Source organism: Streptomyces sp. CB02400 (genome assembly GCF_001905725.1).
GTDB classification, from domain to species: Bacteria; Actinomycetota; Actinomycetes; order Streptomycetales; family Streptomycetaceae; genus Streptomyces; species Streptomyces atrovirens.
Genome location: NZ_LIWB01000006.1, coordinates 389,999 through 409,336, shown reverse-complemented (window position 1 = coordinate 409,336; position 19,338 = coordinate 389,999). Strand labels below are relative to the sequence as shown.

At 72.7% G+C, this 19,338-nt stretch carries 19 protein-coding genes; 8 read left to right on the top strand and 11 right to left on the bottom strand.

Annotated features, from left to right (window positions below; all coding sequences use genetic code 11):
- Nucleotides 1-368: 368 nt before the first annotated feature.
- Nucleotides 369-1,787, bottom strand: a complete 1,419-nt coding sequence (locus AMK33_RS18030; protein ID WP_073933838.1) for a HEAT repeat domain-containing protein — start codon at nt 1,785-1,787, stop codon at nt 369-371.
- A 300-nt stretch (nt 1,788-2,087) separates the two neighbouring features.
- Nucleotides 2,088-2,480, bottom strand: a complete 393-nt coding sequence (locus AMK33_RS18025; protein WP_073933837.1) for an ankyrin repeat domain-containing protein — start codon at nt 2,478-2,480, stop codon at nt 2,088-2,090.
- 261 nt (nt 2,481-2,741) lie between these two features.
- Between AMK33_RS18025 and AMK33_RS18020 the strand changes: the two genes are divergently transcribed.
- Together AMK33_RS18020 and AMK33_RS18015 are read left to right on the top strand one after the other, a co-directional pair.
- Nucleotides 2,742-2,936 carry a hypothetical protein gene (locus AMK33_RS18020; protein WP_030867896.1) on the top strand — a complete coding sequence of 65 codons (195 nt, stop codon included), beginning with the start codon at nt 2,742-2,744 and terminating at the stop codon, nt 2,934-2,936.
- A gap of 49 nt (nt 2,937-2,985) precedes the next feature.
- Nucleotides 2,986-4,635, top strand: a complete 1,650-nt coding sequence (locus AMK33_RS18015) for a hypothetical protein (protein ID WP_073933836.1) — start codon at nt 2,986-2,988, stop codon at nt 4,633-4,635.
- Between the two features lie 202 nt (nt 4,636-4,837).
- Here AMK33_RS18015 and AMK33_RS18010 read toward each other — a convergent pair whose 3' ends face one another.
- A complete protein-coding gene (locus AMK33_RS18010; protein WP_073933835.1) occupies nt 4,838-6,337 on the bottom strand; it encodes an SCO1417 family MocR-like transcription factor in 1,500 nt (499 codons plus the stop codon).
- Between the two features lie 99 nt (nt 6,338-6,436).
- On the opposite strand from AMK33_RS18010, the gene yczE reads away from it, so the two are divergent.
- From yczE to AMK33_RS17990, 4 genes are all read left to right on the top strand, one after another.
- Entirely contained in the window at nt 6,437-7,102 is a 666-nt protein-coding gene (gene yczE / locus AMK33_RS18005; protein ID WP_073933834.1) for a membrane protein YczE, read from the top strand.
- A complete protein-coding gene (locus AMK33_RS18000) occupies nt 7,099-7,866 on the top strand; it encodes a glycerophosphodiester phosphodiesterase (protein WP_073933833.1) in 768 nt (255 codons plus the stop codon). Before yczE ends, AMK33_RS18000 begins: the two co-directional genes overlap by 4 nt.
- A gap of 50 nt (nt 7,867-7,916) precedes the next feature.
- On the top strand, nt 7,917-9,263 hold the full coding sequence (locus tag AMK33_RS17995) for an MFS transporter (RefSeq protein ID WP_073933832.1): 1,347 nt from the start codon (nt 7,917-7,919) through the stop codon (nt 9,261-9,263).
- A gap of 277 nt (nt 9,264-9,540) precedes the next feature.
- A complete protein-coding gene (locus tag AMK33_RS17990; protein ID WP_003977404.1) occupies nt 9,541-9,915 on the top strand; it encodes an RNA polymerase-binding protein RbpA in 375 nt (124 codons plus the stop codon).
- Nucleotides 9,916-10,026: 111 nt separating this feature from the next.
- Here the strand turns inward: AMK33_RS17990 and fxsA are convergent, their stop codons facing one another.
- The 4 genes from fxsA to AMK33_RS17970 form a co-directional block, all read right to left on the bottom strand.
- Nucleotides 10,027-10,608: an FxsA family membrane protein gene (fxsA, locus tag AMK33_RS17985; RefSeq protein WP_073933831.1), complete on the bottom strand. Its 582-nt coding sequence runs from the start codon at nt 10,606-10,608 to the stop codon at nt 10,027-10,029.
- A gap of 81 nt (nt 10,609-10,689) precedes the next feature.
- Complete coding sequence (locus tag AMK33_RS17980; RefSeq protein ID WP_107425135.1) at nt 10,690-11,541, bottom strand: polyprenol monophosphomannose synthase; 852 nt, start codon at nt 11,539-11,541, stop codon at nt 10,690-10,692.
- A gap of 546 nt (nt 11,542-12,087) precedes the next feature.
- Nucleotides 12,088-13,692, bottom strand: coding sequence for an amidohydrolase (locus AMK33_RS17975; protein WP_073933887.1), 1,605 nt, complete (start codon nt 13,690-13,692; stop codon nt 12,088-12,090).
- Nucleotides 13,693-13,901: 209 nt separating this feature from the next.
- Nucleotides 13,902-14,342 (bottom strand): Lrp/AsnC family transcriptional regulator, encoded by a 441-nt coding sequence (locus AMK33_RS17970; protein ID WP_030867874.1) that lies wholly within the window; start codon nt 14,340-14,342, stop codon nt 13,902-13,904.
- Between the two features lie 245 nt (nt 14,343-14,587).
- Between AMK33_RS17970 and AMK33_RS17965 the strand changes: the two genes are divergently transcribed.
- Together AMK33_RS17965 and AMK33_RS17960 are read left to right on the top strand one after the other, a co-directional pair.
- On the top strand, nt 14,588-15,022 hold the full coding sequence (locus tag AMK33_RS17965) for a hypothetical protein (RefSeq protein WP_073933830.1): 435 nt from the start codon (nt 14,588-14,590) through the stop codon (nt 15,020-15,022).
- A gap of 118 nt (nt 15,023-15,140) precedes the next feature.
- Nucleotides 15,141-15,392, top strand: coding sequence for a hypothetical protein (locus AMK33_RS17960; RefSeq protein ID WP_073933829.1), 252 nt, complete (start codon nt 15,141-15,143; stop codon nt 15,390-15,392).
- On the opposite strand, the gene AMK33_RS17955 is transcribed toward AMK33_RS17960, so the two are convergent.
- From AMK33_RS17955 to AMK33_RS17945, 4 genes are all read right to left on the bottom strand, one after another.
- Nucleotides 15,355-16,527, bottom strand: a complete 1,173-nt coding sequence (locus AMK33_RS17955) for an acyl-CoA dehydrogenase family protein (RefSeq protein WP_073933828.1) — start codon at nt 16,525-16,527, stop codon at nt 15,355-15,357. The two genes, AMK33_RS17960 and AMK33_RS17955, sit on opposite strands and share 38 nt — an antisense overlap.
- A 274-nt stretch (nt 16,528-16,801) precedes the next feature.
- Nucleotides 16,802-17,458: a TetR/AcrR family transcriptional regulator gene (locus AMK33_RS17950; RefSeq protein ID WP_073933827.1), complete on the bottom strand. Its 657-nt coding sequence runs from the start codon at nt 17,456-17,458 to the stop codon at nt 16,802-16,804.
- A 94-nt stretch (nt 17,459-17,552) separates the two neighbouring features.
- Complete coding sequence (locus AMK33_RS41435) at nt 17,553-17,693, bottom strand: SCO1431 family membrane protein (protein WP_107062155.1); 141 nt, start codon at nt 17,691-17,693, stop codon at nt 17,553-17,555.
- 142 nt (nt 17,694-17,835) lie between these two features.
- Nucleotides 17,836-19,215 (bottom strand): peptidase C39 family protein, encoded by a 1,380-nt coding sequence (locus AMK33_RS17945; protein ID WP_073933826.1) that lies wholly within the window; start codon nt 19,213-19,215, stop codon nt 17,836-17,838.
- Nucleotides 19,216-19,338: the final 123 nt, after the last annotated feature.

Below are 19,338 nucleotides of genomic sequence, written 5' to 3'. Positions count from 1 at the left end.
GCCAAACGGACGACGTCAGACCGGTGTTCGGCGACCGCGGCGGTCAGGTGCCGGTCGGGGAGGGCGACGCGGACCGGGGGGAGCCGGGCGGCGGAAGGGAGGGGGCGCGGGCGACGGGGCGGGCGCCCGGTCGTCGGGGGGCGTCGTCCGCGTCGGCGGGGAGGCGGCGACGAGGTGTTCGGACGGTTCGGGGGAGAGGACTCGGTCACGATGACGACTCGCCTACCGGTGCTGTCACCGCGCCGGACGTGGTCACGTCACCGTTGATCTTTCCCGGCGGGGAACGCGCCGTCAGCGTCGCCTCCCGCACCCGCGCGGGTCAGGCGGCGTCCACGCGCACCTGACCCGCGGGGCCGTCCGCCGACGGGTCACACGGCGGTCTCCTCCGGGCCGATCCGGCTGCGTACGGCGGTCTGCACCTCGGCTTCCTCTGCCGGGTCCGCGGCGAGCCGGCGCAGGCGTTCGACGACCCGGTTGTCCCCGGTCTCGGCGTGCCGGGCGGCGATCTCGCGGGTGGTCTCCTCGCAGTCCCACAGGCACTCGACGGCGAAACCGGTGCCGTAGGAGGGGTCGGTCGCGGCGAGGGCGCGGGCGGCGCGGCCCCGCAGGTGGGACGAGGCGGTCTCGCGGTAGATGTGGCGGAGCACGGGGGCGGCGCAGGCGATGCCGAGGCGTCCGGCGCCGTCGACGAGGGTCCACAGGGTGGGCGCGTCGGGGCCCTCGCCCCGTACCGCCTCCCGCAGCGCCGCGAGGACCAGGTCACGGTCCTGGACGCCGCCCCGGCAGGCGAGGACCCGGCCGGCGGCGGCGCCGAGCGGGTCGGGCCGGCGGGCCCAGCCGCGCGCCCGGTCGACGGCGGCGAGAGAGCGCATGCGTTCGAAGGCGTCGACGGCTGCCTCCACGACGGCCGTCGAGCCGGTGGTCACGGCGCCCTCGATCAGGCCGAGGGCGTCGGGATCGTTGCCGTCGGCGAGATACCGCAGGGCGGTGCACCGGGCTCCCTCGGTGCCGTCCTGGGCGGCCCGGACGATCTCGGGCCGGTCCTCGGGACCCGCCACGGCGGTGAGGCAGCGGGCGGCCGGGACATGGAGCGCGGCACCGCGCTCGACGCCTTGCTGGGCCCACTCGAACACCGCCCGCACGCTCCAGCCGGGCCGGGGCCCGGTGGGGCGCATCTGCCGCTGCCAGCGGTCGAAGGACCCGGCCTCCTGGGCGGCGCGCACGCGTGTGGCGACGGACTCGCGGGGGTCGTCGGCCCACAGTCGCCAGGGCCGTGGTTCGAAGGCGTCACGGACGGTGGCGGCGAGTTCCGCCTCGCCCTCGGCGTCGGTGGTGAACCGCGCGAGGACCGGGGCGGCCAGGGCGCGCAGGCCCGCGTCGTCGTCCCGGAGGGCCAGCTCGTCCAGGGCCCAGGCCCAGTTGGTGCCGTGGGCGGCGTACCTGCGCAGCAGGTCGAGGGCGTCCCGCCTGCCGTAGGAGGCGAGGTGCCCGAGGACCGCGAGGGCGAGTCCGGTGCGGGACTCGTCGGTGTCGAGGACGTCCTCGGGGTCGAAGAGGTGGGCCTCGATCGCGTCCAGTTCGCCGTGCAGATCGAGGTAGAGGCGGGCGTAGTACAGGGAGCGGTTCTCCACCTGCCAGTCGTGGCGCGGGTCGTGCAGCACACAGTGGTTCAGCGCCGCGAGCGCTTCGGAGCGCGGGGCGGTGAGCGCGTGCAGCGTGCCGTCGCCACGGCCCCGCTGGAGCAGGCCGAGCAGCGTACCGCTGGGCGCTATGACCGGATCGAACATGGGAAACAGCCTCACATCAAGCGTCGACGCAACCGGGGACGTGCATTACCTGGCCGCGTGACAACACGTCGGGGCGCCCGCCGTTTCCTGCTTGCTGTAGACCATCTCTCTCTGCCTCTCGTCGGTGGCCCATGCGGACCGCATCACGGCCCGCGCGGTGCGGCAACACCTGCCCAGCCATCGCGTCCGTGAATCACGTCGTCATGATGACCCGGCGGTCACATCTACCGCGACCGAAATTTCGGCGGCCCTGTACCGCCTCCCCCGTTTTCTGTGTCGTCGCTGGTCAGAGCGTGTCGCTCAGCGCTCGCCGAACAGGTCGAGCAGTTCCGTACGGCCGAACATCCGGGCCGTGTCGACGGCCGAGGGGGTGCCCGCGGACGGGTCCGCGCCACCCTTCAGAAGGACCTGGATCACCTCGGTCTCGCCCTTGAAGACCGCTCCCGCGAGTGGCGTCTGGCCCCGGTCGTTGACGCGGTCGGCGTCGGCGCCGCGCTCCAGCAGCGCGCGCACCGCCTCGGCGTGACCGTGGTACGCGGCGAGCATCACGAGGGAGTCGCCCCGGTCGTTGGTGAGGTCGGCCGGCACGCCCGCGTCGACGTAGGCCACGAGCTCCTCGGCCCGGCCGCGCCGGGCCAGGTCGAAGATCTTGGTCGCCAGCTCCACGACCTCGGGGTCGGGGGCATCAGTCATCGCCGGACCGCCTCTCACTGCACATGCTTCACGCATCGGGGACAGGACGTACGTCTGCGAGCGGTGCAGAGCCGTACGGGTGAATCGCCAGGGTACTGGCTCACCGGGCACATGACCTGTCGCACCCGGGGCAATGATCACGGCAGACCCATTCGGGGCAAATGTCGAGAATCTACCCAGTTGCACCTTTTATCGTATGGATACATTCTGTGATCCTGGCAGTACTCATGGTGACTGTCCCCGCAAACCAGGAGAACTCACATGATCGTCTCTATCTCATGCGTGGTGCTGCTCGGCATCGTCGTCTTCATCTTCTTCCGCAAGGACGGACTGAAGGCGTCGCACGCCCTGGTGGCGATGCTCTTCGGCTTCTATCTGGCCAGCACGGCCATCGCACCCAGCATCAAGGCGGGCGGCGAAAGCCTGGCCGGCCTCCTGGGCGGATTCAAGTTCTGATCCGCCCGACCCCGCACCGTCCGCCCGTACGCACCCTCTGGAGACAGCAGTGGCCCGGCGCCCACTCCCCCGCATCCTGAGCAACGGCGGCGCACAGCTCGCCCGGAGCCGGGAACTGGCCAGGACGGCGGCCGACGGCGCCACGGACGTCCTCCATCCGCTGATCACCATCACGCGCGGTCTGCGCCGACTGGCCTCGGCCGGGCGGCGCAGGTGGGCCGGCACGCCCAAGGACCGGCGCGGCGCACTGCTCTTCCTGGTGGCCTCGGTCCTGCTGGTCGTGGCGCTCGCGCCGTACGGTCCCCTGCTCGCCGTCATCACTCTGATGGCGGCGGCGGCCTGGCAGGGCCGGGACCGCTCCCCCTCGGCGTCCGCCGGCCCCGACGCGTCGCAGGCCCAGCGCCTGAAGTCGCTCTACGAGGCCCTGGTGCCGTACTTCTCCGCCGCCGAGGACCCCGAACCGCTCTACGCCCACGGCGGCGACTGGGGGAAGGTCTTCTCCGAGTACGCGTTCGACTCCACCGGCCGGATCGCGCACCTGGTGATCGGCTACCCCGCCTACTTCACCGACGGCGAGCCGGAGTCACGGGCGCGGATCGAGCATCTGCTCGGCGCGAAATCGGGGCGTGGCCGCGAGTACCACTTCGCGTGGGACGAGGAGGCCAACCAGCTCACGGTCCGCGTCCTCGCGCCCCTGCCCACCGACATCGCCGCCCAGCCCTTCGTCACGGCCCCCGGTGAGACGGTCCTCGGCTTCACCGATCCCACCGGGGTGCAGCGGACGCTGCCGCTCACCCACGGCGCCCACGGCGAGGAGCGGCGCGATGTCCCGCCCGTCGTCTGGCGCACCGGCATCCGTTCCACCGAGCCCCATCTGCTCGTGGCCGGCCAGCCGGGCAGCGGCACCTCGACACTGCTGCGCTCGATCGCCCTGCAGGCCCTGCGCCACGGCGACGTGGTGATCGTCGACGGCGGTGGTACCGGCGAGTACGCCTGCCTGACCGGCCGGGACGGCGTGCTCGCCGTGGAGTGCGGGCTGACGGGGGCGCTGACCAGCCTGGAGTGGGCCGCGCACGAGACGGAGCGCCGGCTGATCGCGGCCAACCGGGCGCATCAGGCGGGCGACCCGCCGCCCGAGGACACCAGGCGTCCCCTGTGGCTGCTGCTGGACCGGCCGAGCGCGTTCACGCACCTGGCCGCCGCGGACGGCCGCGAGGATCCCCAGTCGCTGCTCCAGGTTCCGCTGCGGCACGGCCGTCCGGCGAACGTCACCGTGGTCGTCGCCGAGCAGCTCGACGGTCTGGAGGGCCTCAGCGATCCGGTACGGCAGCACACGCGCGCGCGTGTCGTCCTCGGGCCCGCGACGGCGGAGGAGCTGAGGGCCGTCCTGGGGGCGCCGCCGCACACCACGCCGGTCGACCAGGTGCCGCCGGGGCGCGGTTACGCCCGGCTGGGATCGGGGCCGGTCCACCGTCTTCAGGTTCCGGCGACGCCGGATCCGTACGACGACGCGACCAGTGAGGCGGAGCGGCAGGCGGTGCTGGAGCTGTTGCCGGCGCGGACGACGCCTGCGGATGAGGAGCCGGAGCGGCTGGAGGCGGGGGTGGTGGAGGCTGTGCGTCTCGACAAGGTGAGGGTGGAGAAGGTGGCGGCGGCCGGCGCCGAGGCCGAGGAGGCGGTGGTGGAGCCCACCACCTAGCCGACCGTCGGTGCCCACGGGTTCTGCCGTTGGAGAGGTGCCTTGTGGCACGTGCCGCTGCGCCCACCCGTGCCGCCCTGGGGGGACCTCCCAGGCCCTTGAGGCACTGGGGAAGGCACGGTTGCCCGCAGTTGCAGGGGCACCGTCACCTCTCTGGAGGTCTGCACGACTGCCCGCGGTCGAATCGGCACCGGCGCCCTGGTTACGCCACGAATGTGCGGGGGGTTTCCGTGCCCGAGGTGCCGCCTGTTTCTACGATTCGGGCTGCTGCGGAGAGGCGGACCGCCGCCTCCTCCGCCACCGCGCCGCCCACCGTGAAGGGGAGGCGTACGTAGCCCTCGAAGGCTCCGTCGACGCCGAAGCGGGGGCCGGACGGGACCCGGACGCCCACCCGTTCGCCCGCCTCGGCGAGGCGGGAGCCCGAGAGGCCGCCGGTGCGCACCCACAGGGTGAGGCCGCCGCGCGGTACCTCGAACTCCCAGTCGGGCAGCTCCCGCCGTACCGCGGTCACCAGCTCGTCCCGGTTCTGCCGGGCCTGGGCGCGTCGTACCTCCACGGCCTGTTCCCAGCCACCGGTGCCGAACAGCCAGTTCACGGCCAGCTGTTCCAGCACGGGCGTGCCCAGATCGGCGTACGCGCGTGCGGCGACGAGGCTGCGGACGACATCGGGGGCCGCGCGCACCCAGCCGATGCGCATGCCGGCCCAGAAGGCCTTGCTCGCCGAGCCGACCGTGATCACCGTGGACCCGGCCGGGTCGAAGGCGCACACCGGGCGCGGCATCTCCACGTCCGGGTCGAGCCACAGCTCGCTCATCGTCTCGTCGGCGACCAGCACCGTGCCCGCGGAACGTGCCGCGTCCACCAGGCGGCGTCGCTGGTCCTCGTCGGCGAGCGCGCCGGTCGGGTTGTGGAAGTCGGCCACGACGTACGCGATCCGGGGCGCCGCCTCGCGCAGCACCTGGCGCCAGCGGTCCAGGTCCCAGCCGGTCAGGCCCTCGGCCATGGCGACGGGGACGAGCCGGGCCCCGGCCTCCCGCATCAGCTGGAGGATGTTGGCGTAGGACGGCGACTCGACGGCGATGCGCTCGCCGCGTCCCCCGAAGAGGTGGCAGATGGCGTCGATGGCGCCCATGGCGCCGGTCGTCACCATGATCTGCTCGGGCATGGTCGGGATGCCCCGCGCGGTGTAGCGGTCCGCGATCATCGAGCGCAGCGCGGGCAGCCCGGCGGGATAGTCGCCATGGGTGTGCGCGTACGGCGGAAGCTCCTCCAGCGCGCCCTGGACGGCCCGGGTGAGCCAGGGCTCGGGCGCGGGCAGCGCGGCGCAGCCGAGGTCGATCATCGAGCCGAGGGCCTCGGGCGGCAGTGGTTCGAGTCCCCGCGCGGGCACCGGATTGCCGGCCGGGACCGCGGTCCAGCTGCCCGCGCCGCGCCGTGACTCCAGGAACCCCTCGGTGCGCAGCGCCTCGTAGGCGGCGGCGACGGTGGTGCGGCTGACGGAGAGGGCGAGGGCCAGTTCCCGCTCGGCGGGCAGCCGCGCGGCCACCGGTACGCGTCCTTCCAGCACCAGCAGACGGATGCCGTCGGCGAGCGCGCGGTAGGCGGGCGGGCGGCGGGTCCCGGGGCCGGCCGGGCGGTCCTGCTGGGAGTTGAGCAGCCGGGCGAGCTGCGCCGCACCCACTGCGGAGGTCCACTGCACCATGAGAATCAGTCCACCTTTCCCGGATTGGCCATGGATGACATCATCGACCAAGCCACAGGGTGTCATGCGTCGGTCCACTTCCACCACAGGGGGCACGTTTTGGCCAGGTACTCCTCTCGGCACGGGCATCTCGCGCGGCGGCTGTTCCAGCTGTACGCGGGTCTGGCGCTGTACGGCGCGAGCTCGGCGCTGCTGGTGCGGTCGGGGCTCGGCCTCGAACCGTGGAACGTGCTGCACCAGGGCCTGTCCGAGCGGACGGGGCTGTCGATGGGCGTGGTGCTGACCCTCGTGGGCGCGGCGGTGCTGCTGCTGTGGGTCCCGCTGCGTCAGCGGCCGGGCCTTGGCACCGTCTCCAACGTGCTGGTGATCGGCGCGGCGATGGACGCGACCCTGGCCGTGGTCCCCGACGCGCACGCCATGGCCGTACGCGTGCCGCTGATGGCGGCGGGCATCGTGCTCAACGGCGCGGCGACCGGGCTGTACATCGCGGCGCGCTTCGGTCCGGGCCCGCGCGACGGACTGATGACGGGGCTGAACCAGCGCACCGGGGTGTCGGTCCGCCTGGTCCGCACGGCCATCGAGATCACCGTGGTCGTCACGGGCTTCCTCCTCGGCGGCACGGTGGGCGTCGGCACCCTGCTGTACGCGGTGACGATCGGCCCGCTCGCCCAGCTGTTCCTGCGCGCCTTCGCCGTCCCCTCGGCATCCGACGGCAGCACGGTCGTTGCCACAGCTCAACCACGGCGCGCGATACTGCGTCCGTGACCCCGCGGATACGCCACCCCTACCTCGACCGCCCCGCCCCGATCGCCTTCGCCCACCGGGGCGGGGCGGCGGACGGCCTGGAGAACACCGTCCGGCAGTTCCGGTGCGCCGTCGAGACGGGCTACCGGTACATCGAGACCGACGTCCACGCCACGCGCGACGGCCGGCTCGTCGCCTTCCACGACGCGACCCTCGACCGGGTGACGGACGGCGCGGGCCGGATCGCCGATCTGCCGTGGCGGGACGTGGCGCACGCGCGCGTGGCGGGCGAGGAACCGGTCCCCCTGTTCGAGGAGCTCCTGGAGACCTTCCCCGAGGTGCGCTGGAACGTCGACGTGAAGGCCGAACCGGCCCTCCTGCCGTTCCTGGACCTGATCGGGCGCACCGACTCCTGGGACCGGGTCTGCCTCGGCTCGTTCTCCGAGGCCCGCGTGGTGCGCGCCCAGCGGCTGGCCGGCCCGCGGCTGGCCACCTCCTACGGCACCCGGGGCGTGCTGAACCTGCGGCTGCGGTCCTGGGGACTGCCGGCCGCGGTGCGCCGGTCGGCCGTCGCCGCCCAGGTCCCCGAGCAGCAGTCGGGCATCCAGGTGGTCGACCACCGGTTCGTACGGGCCGCCCACGCGCTCGGGCTCCAGGTGCACGTGTGGACGGTCAACGAGGCGGAGCGGATGCACCGGCTCCTGGACCTCGGGGTGGATGGCATCATGACCGATCACATCGACACACTGCGCAAGGTCATGGAGGACCGCGGCGTCTGGGTCTGAGACCCCGTGCCCGACCACCTCCGCGCGCTCACGGGGAAGCGAGGGCACGGGTGGACACCGAGACCGTGCGGTCAGCGGCGGGGGACGAGGCCGCCGGCCGGCGGCGCGAGCAGCGCGGCTGGTACTTCTACGACTGGGCGTGCTCCGTGTACTCCACGAGCGTGCTCACCGTGTTCCTCGGTCCCTATCTGACGTCGGTCGCCGAGGCCGCGGCGGACGCGGACGGGTTCGTCCACCCGCTGGGCATACCGGTGCGCGCGGGCTCCTTCTTCGCCTACTCGGTCTCCCTGTCGGTGATCGTGGCCGTGCTGGTGATGCCGCTGGTGGGGGCCGCCGCCGACCGCACCGGCCGCAAGAAGCCGCTGCTCGCGGCCGCCGCGTACACCGGGGCCGCGGCGACGACGGGCATGTTCTTCCTGGGCGGCGAGCGCTATCTGCTCGGCGGTCTGCTGCTGGTGGTGGCGAACGCGGCGCAGTCGGTCGCGATGATGCTCTACAACTCCTACCTCCCGCAGATCGCCCCGCCCGAGGAGCGCGACGCGGTCTCCTCGCGCGGGTGGGCCTTCGGATACGCGGCCGGGTCCCTGGTCCTCGTTCTGAACCTCGTCCTCTACACCGGTCACGAAAGCTTCGGTGTCTCCGAGGGCATGGCGGTGCGCATCTGCCTGGCGTCGGCCGGCCTGTGGTGGGGCGCCTTCGCGCTGGTGCCGCTGCGCCGGCTGCGCGACCGCCGCGCTCCCGCGCGGGAGGCGGCCCTGCCGGGCTTCCGGCAGCTCGCGGCGACCGTCCGCGACATGCGCCGGCACCCGCTGACGCTGGCGTTCCTGCTGGCGTACCTGGTCTACAACGACGGCATCCAGACGGTGATCACCCAGGCCTCGGTGTACGGCTCCGAGGAGCTGGGGCTCGGACAGTCGACGCTCATCGTGGCCGTGCTGCTGGTCCAGGTGCTGGCGGTGGCGGGCGCGCTGGCGCTGGGCCGGCTGGCCCGGCGGTACGGCGCGAAGCGCGCGATCCTCGGCTCCCTGGCCGCCTGGACCCTGACCCTGGCCGCCGGGTACTTCCTGCCCGCCGGAGCCCCCGTGTGGTTCTTCGTGCTGGCGGCCGGAATCGGCCTGGTCCTCGGCGGCAGCCAGGCGCTGTCCCGCTCGCTCTTCTCCCATCTCGTACCGCCCGGCAAGGAGGCCGAGTACTTCTCCGCATACGAGGTGAGCGACCGCGGGACGAGCTGGCTCGGGCCGCTGCTGTTCGGTCTCACCTACCAGCTGACGGGCAGCTACCGGGACGCGATCATCTCCCTGGTGGGCTTCTTCGTCCTGGGATTCGTGCTGCTCGCGCGGGTGCCGGTGCGGCGGGCGATCACCGAGGCGGGCAACCCGGTTCCCGAACGGATTTAGCACTGGGCGCGAAAGGGCTGTAGTGTACGCGTTTGGCCTGCCAGGCGTACCGTTACTGCGCGTCAAAGATGCCGAACGCTGAGTCGCATCTCCTTACAGATGTGACAAACCGGACGTCGGGGGGTACTGCACTGGTTGACAAGGCTGCGGCTACGACGGCGACGCATGACCCGGATCGGAACTCCGGACGGGAATCTTTACCGCCGCCCGGACGTTGACCGGATGACGACGACAGCGACACCTGTCCTGTGGGCGACAAGCCCGGGAGGCACGATTCATGAGTGAGCGAGCTCTTCGCGGCACGCGCCTCGTGGTGACCAGCTACGAGACGGACCGCGGCATCGACCTGGCCCCGCGCCAGGCCGTGGAGTACGCATGCGAGAAGGGGCACCGCTTCGAGATGCCCTTCTCGGTCGAGGCGGAGATCCCGCCGGAGTGGGAGTGCAAGGTCTGCGGTGCCCAGGCACTCCTGGTGGACGGCGACGGCCCCGAGGAGAAGAAGGCCAAGCCCGCGCGTACGCATTGGGACATGCTGATGGAGCGGCGCACCCGAGAGGAACTCGAAGAGGTCCTCGAGGAGCGTCTCGCCGTTCTGCGCTCCGGTGCGATGAACATCGCGGTTCACCCCAGGGACAGCCGAAAGTCGGCTTGATCCCGCCGGGGGACCCGGGCGAAGCCACAAACGCACAGCGGCACAGGACCGCGGGCGCCCGCGGTCCTGTGTGCGTGCGGGCCCGGCTGTGCGTGCGGGGCCCGGCCGCCCTCAGCGGGTGAGCGGCGGGCGCGGTCCCTGCGGGGTGTCCCCCGGAGCGCTTCCGGGCTCGTCCCGGATCACCTCGCCCTGGACGACCTTGCCGTCGGGCCGGCGCATACGGGCCTGCTGGAAGGCGTCCCCGAGAGAGCCCTGCGCGGCCTCGCGGAGCTTGCGCTCGAAGGTGCGCTCGGCGTAACGGCTCACGGTCTTCTGCACCGGCGGCACCAGCAGGAGCAGCCCCACCGCGTCCGAGATCACGCCGGGGATGATCAGGAGCAGGCCGCCCAGCATCGTCAGGCCGTTGCCCTCACTGTTCGGCCGGGCCTCGGACAGCATCCCGCCCTGCTGCTGTTGCAGCGTCTCGGTCAGGCTCTTGAAGGCCCGCCGCCCGGCCCGCTTGATGACGACCGAGCCGAGGACGAGACCGGCCACCAGGATCAGGAAGACCACCAGCCCGTTCGACGCCCCGGCGACCATGGTGAGCAGCCAGATCTCCAGCACGAGCCATGCGGCGACACCCAGCGGCAGGAAGGTGCGCAGCCGGGAGCGCCGGGGCCGGGCGGGATACGGGGTCTGAGCGCCAGTCGTCATGCTCCCAGTGTGCCTGGGCCCGGCTCAGCACGGGATAAGCGGGATCACCAGGACCACCGGGATGAACAGACGGCCGTACGCCTACGGTTCGGACCGCTTGACGTCCGGCTCGGACTGCTTGACGTCCGGCTCGGCCCGCTGCTTGTCGTCGCCGCGTCCGAGGACCTTGCCGACCCTCTCCCCCACACCCCACGCCGTGACCCGCCACAGCGCCTCGACGAGGATGTCGCGGCTCATCTTGGAGTCGCCGAGTTCGCGCTCGACGAACGTGATGGGAACCTCGACGACGTGATAGCCGGCCTTCACCGCGCGGCGGGCCAGGTCGACCTGGAAGCAGTACCCCTGGGAGGCCACGTCCTCGAGGCCGAGGCCCTCCAGCGTCTCGCGGCGGAAGGCGCGGAAGCCGCCGGTGATGTCGCGCAGCGGCAGGTCGAGCGCCACGCGCGAGTAGAGGCTGCCCCCGCGCGAGATGACCTCACGGGACTTCGGCCAGTTCACCACCCGGCCGCCGGGCACCCAGCGCGAACCGAGCACCAGGTCGGCACCATTGAGGGCGGTCAGCAGACGGGGCAGTTCCTCGGGCTGGTGGGAGCCGTCGGCGTCCATCTCGATCAGTACGCCGTAGCCGTGCTCCATGCCCCAGCGGAAACCCGCGAGGTAGGCCGCGCCCAGGCCCTCCTTGCCCTTGCGGTGCAGCACCTGGACGTGGTCGTCCCCGGCGGCCAGTTCGTCGGCGAGCTTGCCCGTGCCGTCGGGGCTGTTGTCGTCGGCCACGAGAACGTGCGCCTCGGGAACGGCCTCGCGCACCCGGCCGACGATCGCCTTGATGTTCTCCGCCTCGTTGTAGGTCGGAATGATCACCAGAGCCGTGCCGAGCGGGCCGAAGTTCCGCCCCTGGGATCCTGCCGCGAGGGTCCCGTCGCCGTCGTTCACTGCTGCCCCTTCATGTCCTGTGCGCAGGGTCCCACCATAGTGGGCAAGGCCCGCGCAGACGTGACGGGACGTTCATATGGTGGTGTTGTTTACCGAAGATCGGGTAGGAACACACTTTTTGGGCGCACTGAAGGAGGCGAGGGACAGCGGATGGGGCCCGGCGCCCTTCGGGCCGGCCCGGGACCCGCCGGCTGCGGATCGACCTGAAGCCGTTGTCTACTGAGCGCCCGGGCCCCACCCGGGGTCACACCTCCCCGGCCGGCCGGAACGTCCCTCGGTACCGCGCCGCCGCTGAGCCTGGTTCCCAGTGACGGTGCCCCGGTGCGGCACACCGTCCCTGACCCAGCGGTACCGACACGAGTGGCCGGACGTTCTCCGGTCGGGCGTCCGGTGGTGGACCCGGCCGAACCTACCGGCCTCCCGCGGCCGCCTGTCAACAGTCGTTCGACCTGCGTCATGTGGTTCAAATGCCTGGTCAGCGAGGAGGATGCGCAGGTCGTGGAAGAAGGGCGCGGCACATGATCGTCACCGCGCCCCCCTCGTAGATCACTCGCCCGGCCGTACGAACACCGTGTGCCCGCCGACCACGGTCCGCAGACAGACCGGCAGGTCACGGCCGGGGGCGAGGTCGGGCAGGCCGGGGGTGCCGGAGCGGGGGTCGGTGGACCAGCGCGCCACCCGGTCGTCGGGGGCCTGGACGACGAGTTCACCGGTGTGCCAGAGGGCGTAGTCGGCGGGCGCGCCGGGCACCAGGACGCCCGCGTCGTCGCGTCCGACCGCCCGCCAGCCGCCGCGCGTGTGCGCGGTGAACGCGGCGCGCACGGAGACGCGGTGCTCCGGTGTGCGGTGGAAGGCGGCGGCCCGGACCGTGCCCCAGGGGTCGAGGGGGGTGACCGGGCTGTCGGAGCCGAAGGCGAGCGGGACGCCGGCGCGCAGCAGCGCCGCGAAGGGGTTCAGGGTGCGGGCCCGCTCCGCGCCCAGGCGCCGCGCGTACATGCCGTCCTCGCCGCCCCACAGGGCGTCGAAGGCGGGCTGGACGGAGGCGGTCAGGCCGAGTTCGGCGAAGGCGGCGACGGTCTCGGGGGTGAGCATCTCGGCGTGCTCGACGCGGTGCCGGGCGGCGCGGACGCGGGCGAGACCGAGTGTGCCGGCGGCGGCCCGCATGCCGTCGACGACAGTGCTCACGGCCGCGTCACCGATGGCGTGGAAGCCGGCCTGGAGGCCCGCCTCGGTGCAGGCGACGACATGGGCGGCCACGGCTGCGGCGTCCAGGTGGGCGGTGCCGGTGTGGGCGGCGTCGGCGTACGGCTCGTGCAGGCACGCGGTGTGCGAGCCGAGGGCGCCGTCGGCGAACAGGTCGCCCGCGGCGCCGATCGCGCCCAGCTCCTTCGCCTTGGCGACGTCCTGTTCGGCCCAGTAGCCGACGACGCGCGGGCCGCTCTCCTCGGCGGCGAGCCGCAGCAGTCCGGTGAAGTCGTCCTCGGAGGAGATCTCCGGGCCCCCGCACTCGTGGACCGTGCCGATGCCGAGGGAGGCGGCGTGGGCGAGGGCGGCGCGCTGGGCCTCGGTGCGCTGGGCCGGCGTGACGGCGGCCAGGGCGGCGGCGCGCACCGCGTGGTGGGCGTCCCCGGTGAGCGGGCGGTCCTCGCGGGTGACCACGACCGGGACGAGGTCGAGGAGCGCCGTGGTGACGACCGCGGAGTGGACGTCGATCCGGCTCAGGTAGAGGGGACGGCCGCCGGTGGCCTCGTCGAGCTCGGCGCGGGTCGGGGGACGGCCGCCGGGCCAGCGGGCGGCGTCCCAGCCGTGGCCGAGGAGGACCCGGTCGTCCGGGCGGGCGGCGGCGAACTCCCGTACACGGGCCAGCGCGGCCTCCAGCGAGGGGGCGGTGGACAGGTCGAGGCCGGTGAGGGCGAGGCCGGTGGCCGTGGTGTGGACGTGCGCGTCGGTGAACGCGGGGGTGACCAGCGCGCCGTCGAGGTCGATCACCTCGTCGACGCCGTCCGTGAAGGCGTCGGCGGCGCCTTCGGAGCCGACCCAGGCGACCTGGCCGCGTTCGACGACCATCGCGGTCGCGAAGGGGTCGGCGGGGCTGTGGACCTCGCCGCGGCGGAGCAGGAGGGTGCGGGGTGGGGCGGTGCGTTCACTCATGTCCCACAGTTTCGCGCGTCGTGCGGGGCGCTCCGCGTGCAGGGCCGTCTCCGGGGGGCGACGCATCCCGTCCGTTCCCGGCCGGTCCATTGTGATCGCCCCCGTCGCCCCTTCCCGTTCCCATCCCCGGGGGCTCCGCCCCGGACTCCCGCTCCTCAAACGCCGGAGGGGCTGGATTTCAGCCGGACGGGCTGGAATCGGCGCGGGATTCAGATGCGTGGCGGGCGGGCTTCGTACGGGGTGGAGAGGACCACCGTCGTGCGGGTGGAGACGCCTGCCAGTGAGCGTACGCGGGCGAGCAGTTCCTCCAGTTCGTGCGGTGTGGACACGCGCACCTTGAGGATGTAGTTCTCGTCGCCCGCGACGCTGTGGCAGGCCTCGATCTCGGGGACGCCGGCGAGGCGGTCCGCGATGTCGTCGGGGGCGCTGGGGTCGAAGGGTTTGACCGAGATGAAGGCGGTCATGGGCAGGCCGACGGCCTCCGGGTCGACGACCGCGGCATAGCCGCGGATGACGCCACGCTGTTCCAGCCGGCGCACCCGCTGGTGCACGGCCGACGTGGACAGGCCCGTGGCCTTGCCCAGGTCTGTGTAGCTCATCCGCCCGTCCTTGACGAGCAGCTGCACGATCTGTCGGTCCAGCTCCTCCATGGCGCAAGAACCTACAGTGCGCTTGATCTCCTCGGATACCTGAGCCGCCCAGGTCATGCCCGGTTCGTGACGTGCCGGGGGACAAAGCCCCCGCACGGGGCACCCGCACCTGGCATGTGACGAACGCCACACCCTTCGAGCGGTCTCCGTGATGTTCCCGTGATTACCCCGGAGGAGGGGCGGGAAGTGCTTGCTGTGGTCGAGGCCGCAGTGCCTTCACGGCCCAGCCCGAGGGGGAGAACCCAATGCAGAGTCTTAAGCGCCTTGGTCGTACCACGTCCAAGCGGCAGCAGCCGGTCGTCGAGCTCGATCCGGAGTACGTCGAACCCGACGTCCCGGACGAGGAACTCGACGCCTACGACACCTTCGAGATGTACCGGGTCGTCTGCCCGGACTGCGCGCAGCCCATCGCCCTGCTCGCGGACGAGGACACCCTGCCGGAGCACGCGCTGTGCGCCTCGCCGTGGAACCCGTTCGGGCTCACGGTCTGCGCCGGCACCGGCCGCCGGGCCACCGAGGCGCGGCCGGCCGACGAGTCCGTCACTCCCCAGGAGCAGGACATGGCCCTGCTGTTGACGCTTCCCCAGGGGCTCGACTGGCGCACCCAGCCCTTCTCGCACGTCGGCGGTCCGGGCTCGCGTCCGATCCGGGTCCCGGCGATGCGGCGGCACGCCGCCTGAGCGCACACCGGTGCGGGGGCGGCGCGGTCCGCCGCCCCCGTCCGCGCGGGACGGCCGCGAACGCACGTCCTGTTCCGGGGGTCGGTGACCCGTCCGGCCGCTCCCGCGTTGCCCGGACATGACGACCCCCACGCACTCGACGACCGGGCGTCAGCGCCGCGTCTTCGTGCCGCCGCCCGCGGAGGCGGTCGCACCCGCGCCGCCCCGGCTCCCGGATCCGCCGATCTACCGCGATCTGATGCGGGCCTGGGCGGACCGGGGCCGCACGCTGCCCGGGCGGCAGGACCCGGAGTGGACCCGGCTCGCCGCGCCCTGGCGGGGGCTCGATCCGCTCAGCGGGTCTCCGGGCCCGCGAGGTGGCGGGCGATGACCATGCGCTGGATCTGATTGGTGCCCTCGACGATCTGCAGGACCTTGGCCTCGCGCATGTAGCGCTCGGCGGGGAAGTCCGCGGTGTAGCCGTAGCCGCCGAGGATCTGCACGGCGTCGGTGGTGACCCGCATCGCCGTGTCGGTGCAGTGCAGCTTGGCCATGGCGGCCTGCTTGGCGAACGGCCGCCCCGCGTCGCGCAGCCGGGCCGCCGCCAGATACAGCGCGCGCCCCGCCTCGATCTGCGTGGCCATGTCGGCGAGCATGAAGCGCAGTCCCTGGAAGTCGGCGATCGGCTTGCCGAACTGCCGCCGCTCGGCCGCGTAGCCGAGCGCCTCGTCCAGCGCCGCCTGGGCCAGACCGATCGCGCAGGCGGCGATACCGAGCCGGCCGCCGTCCAGCGCCGACAGGGCGATCGCGAAGCCCTGCCCCTCCTCGCCGACGCGCCGCGCGTCGGGGACCCGGACGCCGTCGAGATGGACCTGGGCGGTGGGCGAGCCCTTCATCCCCATCTTCTTCTCCGGCACGGCGGCACTCAGCCCCTCGGCGTCACCGGGCACCAGGAACGCGGTGATGCCGCGCGGGCCCTCCTCGCCGGTACGGGCCATGACGGTGTAGAAGTCGGCGATGCCGCCGTGGGTGATCCATGCCTTGGTGCCGGTGATCACCCAGTCGTCGCCCTCGCGCACGGCCTTGGTGCGCAGCGAGGCCGCGTCCGAGCCCGAGGCGGGCTCGGAGAGGCAGTAGGCGCCGAGCAGGCCGCCGCCGAGCATCGCGGGCAGATGCTCGGCCTGCTGCTCCTTGGCGCCGAAGGCGGCGAGCGCGTAGGAGGCCAGGGTGTGCACGCTGACACCGAGGCCGACGGTGAGCCGGGCCGCGGCGAGCTCTTCGAGGACCTGGAGGTAGACCTCGTACGGCTGGTCTCCGCCGCCGTACTCGGAGTCGTAGGGCAGGCCGAGCAGGCCGGACTCGGAGAGCAGGGTGAACAGTTCGCGGGGGAAGCGGCCCGCGTCCTCCTCCTCGGCCGCCTGCGGGGCGACCTCGCGCTGCGCGATGTCGCGGACGAGCGAGATGAGGTCCCGGGCCTCGTCCGTGGGCAGTTGCCGGTCCACCGGCTGCGGGGCGCGGTCGGGCATGGCGACGCTCTCCTCCCTGTTCGGGCACATCGGCGTGCGCCTTGGGTGGGGGCGGCTCCGCCGGGGTCGTATCGGTGCCTGGCCGATGCTCGCACTCCCGGGTCTCGGAAGCTGCTGACCAGCGGCTGTGCGCTGCGAGTATGCCCGATCGGCCGCAGCAAGTCACCAGTTAACGACCGCTCACTTCAAAAAGTTTCCACGCCTCCGCCGAACAGGACATTCATCCGAAAGGTGACACCCCGAACAGGGAACCGATCAAGGGCCGGGGCCCGTCTCAGGCGTCGCGGCGGGCGGGCGCCGGGGCCGGGTGGGCGGGGTCCAGCTCCTCGATGGCGCGCATGGCCCCGCCGAGCGTCTTCACCAGCAGCTCGCTCATGGTCTCGCGGGACAGTTCACCGCGGTCGATCCAGGCGAGCGCGGCGCCCTCCACGCTGCACACCCAGGCCAGCAGCCCCATCCGCGCCACCGGCGCGATGTCCGTACGGCCGTAGGCGCCCTCGGCGATGGTCGCGACGATGGCCTCGCGCACCCCGTCCCGGATGGCGTGCACCTCGGTGTCGAAGCCGACGCCGCCGCTGACGATCGCGCGGTAGGCGGCCTGGTTGTGCTCGGCGTACCGCAGATAGCTGTCGATGGTGCGGTGCACCCGCTCCACGGACGGCAGTCCGGCCCCGCTCGCGGCGAAGCCGACCAGACCGGCCACCGAGTCCTCGATGATCGCCAGGTAGTAGCCGCGCTTGGAGTGGAAGTAGTAGTAGATCAGCCCCTTGGCGACCTGCGCCTGGCGTGCGATGTCGTCCATCGAGAGCGCGTCGTACGACGTGTCCGCGAACAACCTCCGCCCGATGGCGATGAGTTCGGCGCGACGCGTGGACGAACGCTCGGTACCGCGCGCCGCGGGGCGTGCGGCGGACTGCCGGCTGATGTTCAATTTCGACCCAGGTCTTCCTGCGGGCGGTGGGACGTCCCGCCGCAGTATGTCAGGTCATCCGGAGGAACCGGACCGACAGCCCCGCGACCTCGGGCTACAGCAGTCCCAGCTGGGTCACGAACATCGCGAGGACCACGACGAGGGTCCATCCCATGGCGTGTTCGAGGATCTTCGGGCCGTCCTCCCGGGGGCCGCCGGTGCGGGCGCGGGTGACGGTGGCTGCGTTCGTGGTCATGGCTTCTCGCTGGTCTCTGTGGTGCGGTGGACTCCCCCTGCGACTGACGTCCACCTTGCCACCGTGAGCGGCTTCCGCGGCCGAGACGTCGGTCACAGGCGTCCGACGGCCCCGGTCGTCCGGGGCCGTCGGCGGGACCGGCTCAGCGCACGCCCACCGCCGCGAGCGCCTTGCGCTGCCGCGGGGTCGGCCGGGCCGGGAAGTAGAGGTAGCAGACCCCTCCGGTGCCGGACACCACCTTCCCGGAGGCGTTGTACCGCTTGGTCCGCAGCCAGATGTTCTCCCACTCGCGCCGCCGGTAGACACGGCGCACGGCCGCGTTGTCGTCCGAGGCGGGGTCGTTGGCGATCACATCGCCGTCGGCGGTGAAGCCGATCACCGTCATCAGGTGCCCGGAGGTGCCGTACCCCGCCCCGGTCAGCTCCTCCGCCAGGAACGACTGCGACGTGATGGCCGGGATGCCCGCGGCGATCAGCGTCTCCAGGTCGGTGAGGGAGCCGAGGCGGGTGACCACGCCCGCCAGGCCGTCGAAGGTGGCCGCGTAGGCGGCGTTGAAGGGCCAGTTGCCGCAGCCCTCGTACTGGTGGTCGAACGTGTAGCGGGCCGCGTGGCAGATCTGCGGGTCGGCGTAGGACGGGTCGACCCAGGAGAGCTGCTCCTCGGTGAGCCGGCCGCCCCAGTACTCGATGATCATCTGCGAGGAGGTGGGGCTGCACCAGGCCTCGCCGCCGTTGTCGTACTCCGGGTACTGGCCCTTGTGGATCTCCTGCGAGTAGCGCGGGACGATCAGCTCCTTGGTGAGGCCGGGCGCGGAGGCGGGGACGGTGAACCGGTCGGGGATGTCGGAGCCCATCGCGCCGAGCCGCCACACGGTGGGGGTGAGCCGGGTGCCGGGACGCCGGTAGAGGGTCAGGCGCAGCCGGTACGAGACGAGGCGCAGGCCGGAGGCCGCGTCGTCGACGGAGAACGTGTCCGTCCAGATGCTGCTCTTCCCGTCGCTCTGGTCGTCCACCGAGGTGCGCCGGATGTCCTGGTCGCCCGCGGCCCAGCGGCCCGTGACGTACCAGGGGGTGTCCGTGCCGTCGGAGTACGTGCCCTTCAGCTCGGTCTGGAGCCAGGTGCCCGCGGGGGTGTGCGCGTTCCAGGAGGCGATGACCTCCGTCGCCGGAACCCTGAGACGGTGCACGGGCGAGGTCCAGGTCGCGTACTCCCAGGCGGCCGTGCGGCCGGTGTGCGGGTCGGTGTAGTCCGCGGTGCCGGCGGGCCTCGCGATCAGAAGACCGGGGCGGACACCGGCGACGGCACGGGTCCCGACGGCGGTGCCGCCGCGCCAGTCGGTGTACGAGGTCCAGGAGCGGTTGTCGACGGGGCGGGCGGCGGTCCGGCCGACGCCGGCGGTGTCGGTGGCGGTGGCGTGTCCGGTCGGGGTGCCGGCGGACGCCGGGCCCGCGCTCCCGGCGACGGCGGTGACGACCGCCGCGGCCAGGAGGGACCTGCGGGACGGCAGTTCGGCTCTGCTCATGGGTGGAAGACCCCCGGGTCTCGGAGTCGGGACAGGACCAAAGCACGGCCGGCCGGACGGCGTACGTCCGCCGGGTGGAGCGGGTGTGCGCCAACTATGAACGCAGCCGGGCGGATCCTGCCA

Bases quoted from the DNA above. Each gene is read 5' to 3' on its own strand.
- AMK33_RS17960 (WP_073933829.1), top strand. From the start codon at position 15,141: ATGACGACCCCCACGCACTCGACGACCGGGCGTCAGCGCCGCGTCTTC.
- AMK33_RS17975 (WP_073933887.1), bottom strand. From the start codon at position 13,692: ATGAGTGAACGCACCGCCCCACCCCGCACCCTCCTGCTCCGCCGCGGC.
- AMK33_RS17955 (WP_073933828.1), bottom strand. From the start codon at position 16,527: ATGCCCGACCGCGCCCCGCAGCCGGTGGACCGGCAACTGCCCACGGAC.
- fxsA (WP_073933831.1), bottom strand. From the start codon at position 10,608: ATGACGACTGGCGCTCAGACCCCGTATCCCGCCCGGCCCCGGCGCTCC.
- AMK33_RS18030 (WP_073933838.1), bottom strand. From the start codon at position 1,787: ATGTTCGATCCGGTCATAGCGCCCAGCGGTACGCTGCTCGGCCTGCTC.
- AMK33_RS18020 (WP_030867896.1), top strand. From the start codon at position 2,742: ATGATCGTCTCTATCTCATGCGTGGTGCTGCTCGGCATCGTCGTCTTC.
- AMK33_RS18025 (WP_073933837.1), bottom strand. From the start codon at position 2,480: ATGACTGATGCCCCCGACCCCGAGGTCGTGGAGCTGGCGACCAAGATC.
- AMK33_RS17965 (WP_073933830.1), top strand. From the start codon at position 14,588: ATGCAGAGTCTTAAGCGCCTTGGTCGTACCACGTCCAAGCGGCAGCAG.
- AMK33_RS41435 (WP_107062155.1), bottom strand. From the start codon at position 17,693: ATGACCACGAACGCAGCCACCGTCACCCGCGCCCGCACCGGCGGCCCC.
- AMK33_RS17970 (WP_030867874.1), bottom strand. From the start codon at position 14,342: ATGGAGGAGCTGGACCGACAGATCGTGCAGCTGCTCGTCAAGGACGGG.
- AMK33_RS18010 (WP_073933835.1), bottom strand. From the start codon at position 6,337: ATGGTGCAGTGGACCTCCGCAGTGGGTGCGGCGCAGCTCGCCCGGCTG.
- AMK33_RS17945 (WP_073933826.1), bottom strand. From the start codon at position 19,215: ATGAGCAGAGCCGAACTGCCGTCCCGCAGGTCCCTCCTGGCCGCGGCG.
- AMK33_RS17990 (WP_003977404.1), top strand. From the start codon at position 9,541: ATGAGTGAGCGAGCTCTTCGCGGCACGCGCCTCGTGGTGACCAGCTAC.